Origin of the sequence: Rhizobium vallis (assembly GCF_003985155.1) — a bacterium.
In the GTDB taxonomy this organism is placed as follows: domain Bacteria; phylum Pseudomonadota; class Alphaproteobacteria; order Rhizobiales; family Rhizobiaceae; genus Rhizobium; species Rhizobium vallis.
Genome location: NZ_ML133686.1, coordinates 724,929 through 737,315, shown reverse-complemented (window position 1 = coordinate 737,315; position 12,387 = coordinate 724,929). Strand labels below are relative to the sequence as shown.

The 12,387-nt window shown below is 61.9% G+C and carries 13 protein-coding genes; 6 read left to right on the top strand and 7 right to left on the bottom strand.

Annotation, left to right across the window (positions count from 1 at the left end; all coding sequences use genetic code 11):
• Nucleotides 1-221: 221 nt before the first annotated feature.
• Both EFQ99_RS03580 and EFQ99_RS03575 read right to left on the bottom strand, forming a co-directional pair.
• Entirely contained in the window at nt 222-1,382 is a 1,161-nt protein-coding gene (locus EFQ99_RS03580) for an ABC transporter substrate-binding protein (RefSeq protein WP_126919268.1), read from the bottom strand.
• Nucleotides 1,383-1,404: 22 nt separating this feature from the next.
• Complete coding sequence (locus tag EFQ99_RS03575; protein WP_126919267.1) at nt 1,405-2,505, bottom strand: ABC transporter ATP-binding protein; 1,101 nt, start codon at nt 2,503-2,505, stop codon at nt 1,405-1,407.
• A 189-nt stretch (nt 2,506-2,694) separates the two neighbouring features.
• Here EFQ99_RS03575 and EFQ99_RS03570 point away from each other — a divergent pair, with 189 nt between their 5' ends.
• A complete protein-coding gene (locus EFQ99_RS03570) occupies nt 2,695-3,555 on the top strand; it encodes a helix-turn-helix transcriptional regulator (RefSeq protein WP_126919266.1) in 861 nt (286 codons plus the stop codon).
• Nucleotides 3,556-3,608: 53 nt separating this feature from the next.
• Here the strand turns inward: EFQ99_RS03570 and EFQ99_RS03565 are convergent, their stop codons facing one another.
• The 4 genes from EFQ99_RS03565 to EFQ99_RS03550 all read right to left on the bottom strand — a co-directional run bounded on the left by EFQ99_RS03565 (nt 3,609) and on the right by EFQ99_RS03550 (nt 7,799).
• A complete protein-coding gene (locus tag EFQ99_RS03565; protein WP_126919265.1) occupies nt 3,609-4,640 on the bottom strand; it encodes an aldo/keto reductase in 1,032 nt (343 codons plus the stop codon).
• A gap of 226 nt (nt 4,641-4,866) precedes the next feature.
• On the bottom strand, nt 4,867-6,132 hold the full coding sequence (locus tag EFQ99_RS03560; RefSeq protein WP_126919264.1) for a flavin monoamine oxidase family protein: 1,266 nt from the start codon (nt 6,130-6,132) through the stop codon (nt 4,867-4,869).
• A gap of 46 nt (nt 6,133-6,178) precedes the next feature.
• Complete coding sequence (locus EFQ99_RS03555; protein WP_126919263.1) at nt 6,179-7,219, bottom strand: glycosyltransferase family 92 protein; 1,041 nt, start codon at nt 7,217-7,219, stop codon at nt 6,179-6,181.
• Nucleotides 7,220-7,289: 70 nt separating this feature from the next.
• The gene (locus EFQ99_RS03550; RefSeq protein ID WP_126919262.1) at nt 7,290-7,799 is read right to left on the bottom strand and encodes a MarR family winged helix-turn-helix transcriptional regulator; all 510 of its coding nucleotides are present in this window, start codon (nt 7,797-7,799) and stop codon (nt 7,290-7,292) included.
• Between EFQ99_RS03550 and EFQ99_RS03545 the strand changes: the two genes are divergently transcribed.
• The 3 genes from EFQ99_RS03545 (at nt 7,800) to EFQ99_RS03535 (ending at nt 10,135) form a co-directional block, all read left to right on the top strand.
• Complete coding sequence (locus EFQ99_RS03545) at nt 7,800-8,690, top strand: haloalkane dehalogenase (RefSeq protein WP_126919261.1); 891 nt, start codon at nt 7,800-7,802, stop codon at nt 8,688-8,690.
• A gap of 155 nt (nt 8,691-8,845) precedes the next feature.
• A complete protein-coding gene (locus EFQ99_RS03540) occupies nt 8,846-9,826 on the top strand; it encodes a 3'-5' exonuclease (RefSeq protein ID WP_126919260.1) in 981 nt (326 codons plus the stop codon).
• Nucleotides 9,827-9,988: 162 nt separating this feature from the next.
• Nucleotides 9,989-10,135, top strand: coding sequence for a DUF1127 domain-containing protein (locus EFQ99_RS03535; protein ID WP_126919259.1), 147 nt, complete (start codon nt 9,989-9,991; stop codon nt 10,133-10,135).
• Between the two features lie 176 nt (nt 10,136-10,311).
• Here EFQ99_RS03535 and EFQ99_RS03530 read toward each other — a convergent pair whose 3' ends face one another.
• A complete protein-coding gene (locus EFQ99_RS03530; protein WP_126919258.1) occupies nt 10,312-10,647 on the bottom strand; it encodes a hypothetical protein in 336 nt (111 codons plus the stop codon).
• Nucleotides 10,648-10,751: 104 nt separating this feature from the next.
• On the opposite strand from EFQ99_RS03530, the gene kduI reads away from it, so the two are divergent.
• Nucleotides 10,752-11,588, top strand: coding sequence for a 5-dehydro-4-deoxy-D-glucuronate isomerase (gene kduI, locus EFQ99_RS03525; protein ID WP_126919257.1), 837 nt, complete (start codon nt 10,752-10,754; stop codon nt 11,586-11,588).
• Between the two features lie 5 nt (nt 11,589-11,593).
• Nucleotides 11,594-12,349, top strand: coding sequence for a 2-dehydro-3-deoxy-D-gluconate 5-dehydrogenase KduD (gene kduD / locus EFQ99_RS03520; RefSeq protein WP_126919256.1), 756 nt, complete (start codon nt 11,594-11,596; stop codon nt 12,347-12,349).
• Nucleotides 12,350-12,387 lie beyond the last annotated feature (38 nt).

The window sequence follows — 12,387 nt, the reverse complement described above, 5'->3', positions numbered from 1 at the left end:
TGAATGGCCAATACATGTCCCCGCGCTCCCTCTTCTCCCCAGCGGGGAGAAGGTGGCCCGCAGGGTCGGATGAGGGGGCTACACGGCAGGATGCTAATTAGCCTTCGCTTTCCGCTCAGGCTGCGCTTCGCTGGCGCTCTTCGCACCCCCTCATCACCTCGCTAACGCTCCGGCACTTCTCCCCGCTGGGGAGAAGAGACAAGAGGCAACGGCAGACCAAATCAAGCCGACTTGAAGCGCGCCATCAGCTCGGCGCGGCCGGGATCGGTCAGCGTCACCGCCGCGCCGAATTCCAGCGGCGTCAGCGACGCCTCTTCCGGATAGACGATTTTGTTGGCGGTGATTTCCTTCGGCAGCAGCGTGATGACGCGGCTGTCCGTCGCCGGCGCGCCGTTGGCGATGTGCTCCTTCACAGCATTGGCAGGGTCCATCAGGTAGTTGAGAAGCGCATAACCCGCCGCCTTGTTCGGCGCATCTTTCGGGATGGCGTAGTAGTCCGTCCAGATCTCGCCGCCGTCGGTGCCGAGCACATAGGCGATCTCGGGAACGTCGCGGTTGAGCTGCGCACCGTCGTTGGTCCAGCACATGGTAAGCCAGGCGTCGGTGGCGCGCATTGCCGGCTGGTAGTCGCTGTTGATGGCGAACAGGTGTGGCTTGACCTTGATCAGCAGCTCCTCGGCCTTGGCCAGTTCGTCCGCCTTGATCGAGTTGAAGTCGTAGCCGAGCGAGACCAGCGCGCTGCCGATCGTCGTCAGCTGATAATCGTGCACCATGGCGCGGCCATCGGCTTCCGTTTGGGCGATCTCGAAGAAATCCTTCCAGCTCGAAAGCTTGGTCTTGATCTTCGACGTATTGACCGAGAACCCCGTCGTGCCCCAGTTCTTCGGCACGGCATAGGTCTTGCCGTCGATCATGCCCTCCTTGGTGAAGCGCGAGTTTTCCGTTGCCTGACTGAAATTCGGGATCTTCGACAGATCGAGTTCGTCGATCAGGCCGAGCTTGTGGTGGGTGGAGATCGTGTAGTTGGTTGGCACGAAGAGCGACCAGCCGGAGGCACCCGCCTGGAGCTTGGCCAGCATTTCCTCGTTGGAGCCGAAAACGTTGACCTCCACGGCGACGCCGGTCGCCGCCTTGAAGTTCTCGAACGTCGCGGGATCGTGGTAGTTCGGCCAGGTGGCGATCGACATCTGGGTTCCGAGATCGCCTGCATAGGCAGGCGTCGACAGCGCGCCGGGGAACCGCGACATAACGGCGGCCGCAAGCCCGAGGCCGGTGACGCCGAGGAAGTGGCGGCGGCTGACGGAGCCGCGCTTCAGGCGCATGAACTCATCCATGAAACCTTCAGCGGTAATGGGCAGATTATCCTTGTAGTCCTTGCTCATGATGCTGTTCCCTTGTTCTGGTTTATGCACTCGATGCTGGAGAAGGAAAGACATGGGCCATATCGGGATCGAAGCCGAGGAAGACCGCTTCTCCCGGCTCGACCAGATCGCTCTCGTTCATGCTGCGCCGGTCGGCGGTAACGAGGAAATCGCCAAGCCCCGGAACGGTGACGGCATATTCGGCCGATGAGCCGAGGAAGATGCGGTGCGTGACCGTTCCGGCAAAGGAAGTGCCGCCGACGGCAGCCCGCGTCAGCCGGATCGCCTCCGGGCGGATTGCTATGGTGACCTCCCCTGGCGCAATACCGGACCGTGCGCCGGCCGCGAGCGCCGAGCCGCCGGCAAGGCGCAACGTGTTGCCATCTGCCTCCATCGTCGCGCCGATCCGATTGGTCTTGCCGACGAAATCGGCGACGAAAAGATCGGCCGGGCGGTCGTAGACCTCCTGCGGCGTGCCGAGCTGGCGAATGCGTCCGGCGCTCATGACGCAGACAACATCGGCCATCGACAGCGCCTCTTCCTGATCGTGGGTGACGAGCACGAAGGTGATGCCGAGTTCGCGCTGCAGCGTCTGCAATTCGATCTGCATGGCCGAGCGCAGCTTCTTGTCGAGTGCGGCCAGCGGCTCGTCGAGCAGCAGCACCGAAGGCCGGTTGACGATTGCCCGCGCCAACGCCACGCGCTGCTGCTGGCCGCCGGACATCTCGTGAATGCGCCGCTTGGCAAAACCGCCGAGCCGCACCATTTCGAGCGCCTCCGCCGCGCGGCGGTTGATCTCGGCCGCCGCGATCCTCGGCCGCATCTGCCTCAGGCCATAGGCGACATTCTGTTCGACGTTGAAATGCGGAAACAGCGCGTAATGCTGGAAGACCATGTTGACGGGACGGCGATAGGCCGGCACGCCGTTCATCTCCCGTCCGTCGATCAGCACGACGCCCTCGCTCGGCTGCTCGAAGCCGCCGATCATGCGCAGACACGTGGTCTTGCCGCAGCCGGAAGGACCGAGCAAGGCGAGGAAAGCCCCCTTCGGTACATTCAGGTTTATGTCACTCACGGCGGTCACCGCGCCATAATTCTTGGTGACCGAACGGAATTCGATATCGTTCGTCGAAGCGGATGCCACGTCTGTTCCCTGCGGTTGGTTGGTACGGGCAGTCTAGCGCTGCCTTTTGCCACCGTCGTTGAGGAAAGACTAAGCCCGGGCTTCCCGCACGGTATATACCCCGAAAGAGGTATTCTGCCTCACATCTCTTCGTGGAAGGTGTATATGGATGCTGCAGGCATTCCGGATGGGCGGTTGGGGAGGCTGTCGATGAGTATTGATCTCGAAGCACTGTTTCAGGCTTTCGACGCCACCGTCGGAAAGCCCGTCATGGCGGATGCGGAGTTCGGAGAGGCGTTCCGCCGGATGATGGCGGCGCTGGTGCGCTTCGATTATGTCGTCGTCTTCGCCTATCGCGGCAAGGAGCGGCCGATCGATCTCTACAGCACCTTCGATCCGCAAGAGAACGTCGTCTTCGTCACCCTCTATCAGGTCGGGCCCTATCTGCTCGACCCGTTCTACCAGACCGCCCGGGCGCGCCGGCCCGGTGTCTTCCGCATGCGCGAGCTGGCGCCCGACCGCTTCTTCTCCAGCGAATATTACCGAAGCTATTATGTGCAAACCGGGCTTGCCGAGGAGATCGGCTTCTTCGTGACGCTTGATGACGATATCACCGTCGTGCTGTCGCTGATGCGCCGGGAAAAGACCGGCCCGTTTCCGCCGGCCGAATTCGCCCTGCTGAAAAAGGCAGAACCTCTGGTAGCAAGTCTGGTCCGGCATGTCTGGCCGGGGCTTGGCGCCCGCTTCGATGCGCAGCTTGATGCCGGCATGCGAACGGGCAAGAAGCGCGGCGCGGCGGCGCAGGCGCTACAGCCGGCCGACACCGTCTGGCGCGATCTCAAGCTGACGAGCCGCGAAACCGCGATCGTCGATCTGGTGCTGCAAGGACATTCCTCGGAATCGATCGGGCTCAGGCTCAACATCTCCACAGGCACGGTGAAGGTCCACCGCCGCAACGTCTATCGCAAGCTCGGCATCTCCTCGCAGACGCAGCTTCTATCGATTTACCTGAAGACATTCGCCAGCACGGGCGAGCGACCGGCACATCAGAGCGCCGGCCGATCGTCCTAGACCCGGACATCCTGTCCACCTCGGCGCGAAGCGGACAGGTTTATTCGACTGGCTCAGCGGCCGCCCTCGATCTTGCGGTGGCGCTGATTGATGCCGCCCTTGCCGTAGGGGTAGTCGAACGGCTGAGGGGCGCTCACATCGTTCAGTCTCGCCATGTCGTCCTCGGAGAGCTTGAGCTTCATGGCGCCCAGATTGTCGGCGAGCTGTTCAGGCGTGCGGGCGCCGAGGATGACGGAGGTGATCGCCGGCTGCGCCGCCGTCCAGGCAAGCGCCACCTGCGCCATGCTGACGCCGTGCGCCTTGGCGATCTCCTCGACAACAGCAATGATCGCCCAGGTTCGCTCCATCGCGTTGCGCGGCGCATAGGATTCGCCGCCGCGATTGGGGTTTTCGCCGAGACGGGTCGCACCGGTCGGCATCTCGTCGCGCTTGTACTTGCCGGTCAGCCAGCCGCCGCCGAGCGGCGACCACGGCAACAGGCCCATCCCGGCATCCTGGCAGGCCGCGACGATTTCAAGCTCTATGTCGCGCACCAGCAGGTTATATTGCGGCTGCAGTGTTACCGGGCGCGTATAGCCGCGCGCCTTGGCAATCTCCGAGGCCTTGGCGATATGCCAGCCGACATAGTTGGAGAAGCCGTAATAGCCGATCTTGCCTGATGAAACCGCATCGTCGAGGAAGCGCAGCGTCTCTTCAATCGGCGTCAGCGCGTCCCAGGCATGCATCTGGTAGAGGTCGATCTGCTCGAGGCCGAGGCGACGCAGAGAATCGTCGAGCGCTTGGCCGAGATGGCGGCGCGACAGGCCGATATCGTTGGGTCCATTGCCCATCGGAAACCGTCCCTTGGTGGCGACGATCGCCTGGCGGGCCTCGGTCGGGCGCGCCTTCAGCCAGCGTCCGATGATCTCTTCCGACTTGCCGGCGCTGTAGACATCGGCGGTATCGATGAAGTTGCCGCCCCAGGCGAAATAATCGTCGAGTAGCTTGTGGGATGCTGCCTCATCGGCTTCCGCGCCGAAAGTCATGGTGCCGAGGCAATAAGCGGTGACGACGGTCCCGCTGGGACCGAGCTTGCGATAATCCATTTCTTCCTCCTGATGCGGATACCCGCAGCCGACGGCAAAACCGTCGGGGTAGAAGCCGGGGCTCCTGCAATCGATGACAATATCGTGCTTGAGGCGGCCGCTTGCCGCCGGATGACGTATGGCGCTCTGCGCTCTCAGCACAGGGGCCGAGAGGGAAGATAACCAATCCGGCCCGCGCGACAAGTGAGAAAAAAATATTCCCGCGAGCCGTCGCGGTCCGTAATGATCACGGAATTTGCGAAAGCGAGCCGGCGATCAGATCGGCGGCAGCGACGCCGGTCTCGTAGGCGCCGTGCGCCGTCGAATAGCGCGAGCGCGAACAGGCTTCGCCGGCAAAGAACATCCGTCCCTGATGCGGCGAGGCGAGACGGCCGCGAAGATCGGAGGCGCCGGGTTCGGCGTAGGAATAAGAGCCGCCGATGTGGGGCATGGCGGCCCAGGCCGACATATTAGCCACCGACAACCCGTCTCGGATACCCGCACCGAAATGCGCCGCCAGTTCATCCGCGGCGAAGGAATAGGCAGCCTCTTTGCCTTCCCGCTCCAGATCATGCGCGAGGTCGCCGGCAAAATAGGCCTCGACCACAGGGGCGCCGAGCGGCCGGAGCTGATAGGTGCCGGTCGCACCGCGGCTGGTGGAGCCGAGCATATGCGTATCCGCCGGCAGCGCCTCCGGATGCGCGAGCCTCAGGAAGAGCTTGTCGGCAAGCCCGAGCGGCAGACGGGCTGCCGCCTCGGTCTTCTCGGGCAGCGGAGGGTCGAAGGCAATCCGGCCGGCGGCAAGCACGTTCGTCGAAACGGTGACGAGCACGGCACGAGCGCTGAGCATCCCCTGGTTCGTCTCGATGCCGATCCGGCCGGCATGGTGATGATCGATGCGGGTGACTTCGATACCGAGCCTTGCCGGAACCGGCTTGCCGTAAAGGGAGACCAAGGTTCCGTAACCCTCGCGCACCCGCCAATCCGGACCGGGGCCGGGATCGTATCTCTTGTAGTCGACGACCGACGAGCGTTCCAGCGCGGCGCCGGTGATATAGGTACCGATCGCCCGGATCTGACCGTTCGAGGGATTGCCGGGTTCGAGCATCTCGGCCATGTCGGTATCGTCGCCTTCATGGCTTTCGAGCCGTTCGAAATAGGCGCCGATTGCCTCCTGCGCAGCACGAACGTCCGCCTCATCCCGCTCGAGCTGGCGTCCGCCGTTCCAGGGTGCCGGCGTGCGGTCGACCGTCAGGCCGACCTCTCCGGCGATCGCGGTCCAGGCATTGGTCCGCGCGCCATGCAGCCAGCCGCAGCCGAGATCGAGCCCGACACCATCGGGCTCGCGCCCGACCGTCCAGGCTCTGCCGCCGAGCCGGTCGCCGGCTTCTAGCAGCAGGATGGAAAGATCCGGGCGGATTGCCTGCAGCCGGCGGGCAGCGGCAATGCCGGCGGCACCGCCGCCGATGATGATGACGTCCTTGTCGGCGACCTTGCTGGTGTCACCTGGCATGCATTCTCCTTCGGCCATCCAACGTCCGTTCGCCTAGCGCGAGACGCTACGCTGAAGCCTTCTCTTTCTGCCAGGCGGAAAGCCTGTCCTTCAAATCCGGAAGGAATCTTTGAATCGTATCATCCGGCTGGCTGAATTCCTCGATCTGCCGGAACATCGCCCAGCGTTGTTCGGCATCGGCCGGGAGCTGCGGTCCGCGCGCATTGGATCCGTTGACCTTCGCGGAAAATTCATCGCGCGAGCGTGTATAATAATGATTAAACCTCACGGTGTCGGCCTTCAGCTTCAACGGGTCTTCCCTTGGGAAACGCGGCAGCGGCTCACCATCCTCATTCACGCCGATCTTGTTCGTGCCATTGAGGTTGAACCAGTGGACGCTCTCGATCGATCTGATCTGATCCGGCTGAACGATCGATTTGACGTTCAGAAGCTTCGGATGCTCGCGCTGGAGGTCCATAGGAACCGCCTGCCGGTAATTCTCCGTGACCAGACCCTCGGGCCTGGCAGTGTGGCCGCTCGTTCCGAAATTGACCCCGGTGACGCAGATCGCCTGCTCCTGCTCTCGCGCCTGCAAAAACTCGGTCAATGAAGCGGCATGCACCGGAAACATGAATTCATCGAGATCAAAGAAGGCCATCCATCGGCTGCCCGGCCCAAAATTGCTGACCGCATGGGCATAGGCCATATTCTGGGTGTTCGCCCAAACGCTGAAGGGACGCCAAGGCACAACGGTCACAATGCCGGCCTTCTCATAGGCGCTCAGTATCGAGAGTGACTGATCGGTCGATCCGTTGTCATAGATATAAAAATGCGAAATGCCGACCAGCAGATGAAACTGAATCCACTCGTCCAGATAGGCGCCCTCGTTCTTGGCAATGGCAACACAGGACAAATAATGAGCGGGCTGCGTTGCCGCTGCGAATTGCGGGACAACGATCGGCTCCCTGACGAGAATTTTTTCATTACGGGCCTGCCGCCGTTTTCTCAGCGCGGTCTTAAGCCCGTGCAATACATGCATTTTTCTCTCCTGACACAGGCACCTCCGGAGGATCGAGCCCGAGATCAAACAGCTAAGCTCCGTCTCCATGAAACGCAAGGGGCGCCTGACTGCCGTTCAGCATCGATCTTTGCGGCATGCCGACGCGGCCCTCGGCTGGCTATTGCAGTTGTTCCAGCAGCCGCCTGAGCGCTGTACGCAGATCGTCCATCTGCTGTTGGCCGGTTAATGCCGCCCAGCTTTCATCGACGCGCCGGCCCGCCGCCATCGCGACAGGCCGCACGCCCTGGCCCTTTTCGGTCAGAAACACCAGCCGGGCGCGTCGATCGTTCGGATCGGGTCGTCGTTCGACATAGCCAAGACGTTCGAGCTCCTCGACCGCCTGTGTCATCGTCTGCTTGCGGACACGGGCAAGCTTGGTGAGCTCGCTCACCTGGATTCCGTCGGGACGGGCGAAGGTGAAGACGTTGGCGTGCGGCGGGCGGATGTCGCCGTAGCCGGCTTCATCAAGCGCCGCCTCGACAGCCTGAGTCCAATGCTGGTGGACCAGACGCAACAACAGGCCAAGCGAAGACGACGACATGAAACCCCGCACGATATAGACAGTCACCTGTCTATATGATAAATGGACAGCTGCCTGCCTATATAGCACGAAAGCGCGGAGCTCCATATGCCGACCATCGATATCCTCACCTCGTTTGTCACCTACGAGGAACAGGGGGAGGGCGATCCGATCGTCTTCCTTCACGGCAATCCCACCTCATCGCATCTCTGGCGCAACATCATGCCTCGCGTCGGGCCAGGGCGCTGCCTGGCGCCCGACCTGATCGGCATGGGACACTCCGGCAAGCCCGACATTGGATACCGCTACAGTGACCACATCGCCTACATCGATGCGTGGTTCGATGCGCTTGACCTCGACAACGTCGTCCTAGTCGGCCACGACTGGGGCGGCGCGCTGGCATTCGACTGGGCGTCGCGCCATCCCGAGCGGGTGCGCGGCATCGCCTTCATGGAAACCATCCTGCGTCCGATGACGTGGGCGGATCTGCCGGGCGGCGGAAAGGCGCGTTATGAACTGTTGCGGGGCGCCGGAACCGGCGAAGCCAAAGTCCTCGACGAAAATTTCTTCATCGAGCAGGCGCTGCGCCTGACGACGCTGAAGGGGCTCAGCGACGCCGATTGGGCGATTTACAGCGCGCCTTATCCGGACCGCGACAGCAGGCGTCCGCTACTGGAATGGCCGCGCGCCATGCCGATCAATGGCGAACCGGCCGACGTGGTTACCAGAATAGAAGCCTATGACCGCTGGCTTTCGGCCAGTCCCGACATTCCCAAGCTGCTGCTGACCTTCGAGGGGCCTGGCGAAACGTTGCTCATCGGCAACGAGATGGTTTCGTGGTGCCGCGACAACATCGCCGGCCTGGAGATAAGAGGTTGCGGCCCGGCCCGCCACATCGCCCCCGAGGATCAGCCGGAGGCGATTGCCGCCGAAATCGAAAGCTGGATATCCCGAAAGGGTCTGAGGACAGTGCGTGAGAGGACGTCACCGCACGCATAAGGATGCATGCGCCGCGACGAGGTGACCTTCGACAACTGCAGTCCCGGCGCCATCTGCCGGGTCAGCTTCCTCTCGGACGGGACCGCAGACGAGAGACTGTGCTCCATCTTGCGCGAGCGATGGATTCAACCGCCTCTCCGTGACATATAGATCCGATGAGCGTGCACAGAGATTCGCAACTCGACATGTTTGCCAAGGCAGCGCCGGCCGCGGTCAAGGTGCGCGGTCCATCGCGCCGGCCTCCGTCGCCGCCGGCCGGCCGCTCCGATGAAGACATGGCGCGGACGCTCGAAGAGAGCGGCAACTATCGTATTCTCAGAAAACTCACTGCCCGGCCGATTGCGACCGTCAGACGACCGGAATTTTCCCGGCTCGGCGTCGTTCTCGATACCGAGACGACAGGTCTCAGCCATCGAAGTGACGAGGTCATCGAAATCGGCGCCGTCGCCTTCACGTTCAGCGATGATGGAGCGATCGGCGATGTCATCGGCGTCTATGGCGGTCTGCAGCAACCGTCGCGGCCGATCCCGCCCGAGATTACCCGGCTGACTGGCATTACCGATGCGATGGTCGAAGGACAGGTCATCGATATCAAATCGCTGAGCAGACTGATCGAACCAGCGGATCTGATCATTGCCCACAATGCCGGCTTCGACCGGCCGTTCTGCGAGACCTTCTCGAAGATCTTCGCCGGCAAGGCCTGGGCATGTTCGGTCTCGGAGATCGACTGGAGCGCCCGCGGTTTCGAGGGCACCAAGCTCGGCTATCTCGTCGGCCAGGCCGGTTATTTCCACGAGGGCCATCGCGCCGTGGATGACTGCCATGCGCTGCTTGAAATTCTCGACCGGGAGCAGCGCGACGGCGAAAGCCCGTTCGCCGAGCTTTTTCGTGCCAGCCAGCGCTCGCGCATCCGCATCTTTGCGGAACACAGCCCGTTCGAGATGAAGGACCATCTGAAGGCGAGGGGCTATCGCTGGTCGGACGGAAGTGACGGCCGCCTGAAATCCTGGTGGATCGAAATCGGCGAGGACGATCTCGACGACGAGCTTTCCTATCTGCGGGCGGAAATCTACCGGTGGAAAGAGGCCGATCCGCCGATTGTGCGGCTGACGGCCTTCGATCGGTTCAAAGCCTGAATCCTTCTCCCTTTATGATGATCCATGCATACATTGCATAGGTGCAGTGATGCATTGGCGCTGCAACAATCAAGGGTCCTGCATTATATGAAGCTCATCGAAGCGAACGAAGCGCCAAGGACTGGCAGCTAGGCTTCGAAAGCCCACGGAAAGGGGATCATCATGAACGTAGCACGCTCTTTCAACAATTGGCGCAAGTACCGTCAGACGGTCGCTGAACTGGGCCGTATGTCCTCGCGCGAACTGGACGACCTCGGCATCAGCCGCGGCGAAATCCGCAACATCGCCCGCGCAGGCATCGCCCGCTAACGGCACCTAGACCAGCCTATCTTTGAAACGATGCCAGCGCCTGCTTCCTCCCGAGCGGGCGCTTTCTTTTTGTGCTTTCGGCAAATGCATCAGCATGCCGAAGCCATCCGCTCTTCGCATAGCGCATAGCTGCCCTGCAAAGAAGTGCCTATCAATCGGGCAAGAAATAAGTATGATTATTTACATCGAAGCGATGCACCTCCTCCCGCATCCCTTCGACTATGCAGGCGCTCCACCCTCCTCCCAGGATCGCCTGCCAGAATGACAGCACTCCTCCTCCCAGCTGTCGTTCGTTTTTCGAAAGCCTGCCGCACCTCCTCCCGCGGCAGGCTTTTTTCGTTTTGGGCGTCTGAAGTACCGATCGTGCCAAGAACACCCGCCTGCGCGATCGCCCGGACGATCATCTTCAGCATGTTCGCCCCGTTTTCCCAGATTTTGATTTCCGATCCCGGTGTCACGGGTGTCTTCCGACCGGTCGCGGGAAGCATGTTGACATCAAACTTGTCGTACAACTATGTAACCGTACTTGCTATCAACGGCAGGACCGGCAGCCAACCGATCTGCCTCTCGCGATAGCGACAAAGTCCGACGACAACGAAGCTGAAGGAAAATTGACATGCAGATCGACGTAAGGCACGCCTCCCACCCCGAGGCCGTGCGCGATTTCGATACGGAGACGCTGCGGCGTCATTTTCTGGTGGAAACAGTTTTCGAAGGCGGCGAGATCCGGCTCACCTATTCGCATTACGACCGCATGGTCATCGGCGGCGCGACGCCGCTTGGCCCCGGATTGACGCTGACGGCGCCGGTGGCGATCGGGCAGGAGACTTTCCTTGCCGAACGTGAACTTGGCGCCCTGAATATCGGTGGCGCCGGCCGTATCATCGTCGACGGCACAAGCTACGATCTTGCCAAGTATGATTGCCTCTATGCCGGCAAGGGCGCCAGGGATGTCAGGTTCGAGAGCGCGGATGCTGCCAATCCGGCAAAGTTCTATCTGGTCTCGACGCCGGCGCATCAAGCGCATCCGACCGTGTTGCTTACCCGCGAAAAGGCCCGTCACCTGACGCCCGGCGAAGCCGCGACGGCCAATAAGCGGTCGATCTACCAGTTCATCCATCCGGAAGTTTGCCAGTCCTGCCAGCTCACCTTGGGCTTCACCATGATCGAGCCCGGCAGCGTCTGGAACACCATGCCGGCCCATACGCATGACCGGCGCATGGAGGCCTATCTCTATTTTGATCTCGAAGCAGAGCAGCGCGTCTTCCACTTCATGGGCGAGCCGCAGCAGACCCGGCATATGGTTGTCGCCAACGAACAGGCCGTGATCTCGCCGCCCTGGTCGATCCATTCGGGCGCGGGCACCAAGAACTATAGCTTTATCTGGGCGATGGCCGGCGACAACAAGAGCTTCACCGACATGGATCATATCGCCATTGCGGATCTGAGGTAAACGGCATGGCAAATCCCTTCGACCTTTCCGGCAAGGCCGCTGTCGTCACCGGCGCCAATACCGGCATTGGCCAGGCCATATCAGTCGCACTGGCTGAGGCCGGTGCGGCGATCGTCGCCGTTGGACGTTCGTCGATGGACGAAACCGAGGCGCTGGTGAAGGCGGCGGGAAGCCGCTTCCATGTCGTCAAGGCCGACCTTTCCACCATCGAACCGGTCAAGGGGATCGTCGACGAGACGATCCGCACCTTCGGCGGCCTCGACATCCTCGTCAACAATGCCGGCATCATCCGCCGCGCCGATGCGCTCGACTTCACCGAAGAAGACTGGGACGCCGTCATCGACGTCAACCTGAAGACCGCCTTCTTCCTGTCGCAGGCAGCCGGCCGTCACATGGTCGAGAAGGGCAGGGGCAAGATCATCAACATCGCCTCGCTGCTCTCATTCCAGGGCGGTATCCGCATCCCGTCCTACACCGCTTCGAAGAGCGGACTTGCCGGCCTGACCAAGCTGCTTGCCTGCGAATGGGCCAACAAGGGTGTCAACGTCAACGCCATCGCGCCGGGGTACTTCGTCACCAACAACACCACGGCGCTGCGCGAAGATCCTGACCGCAATGCCGCCATCCTCGCCCGCATTCCGGCCGGGCGCTGGGGAACGCCTGATGAACTCGGCGGTGCCGCCGTGTTCCTCGCGTCGTCGGCATCCGATTATGTGCACGGAACTGTGCTGCCGGTCGACGGCGGCTGGCTGGCGCGGTAATCCCACGGAGTTACCGTGGCTCACGCCGTTTTTGCCTT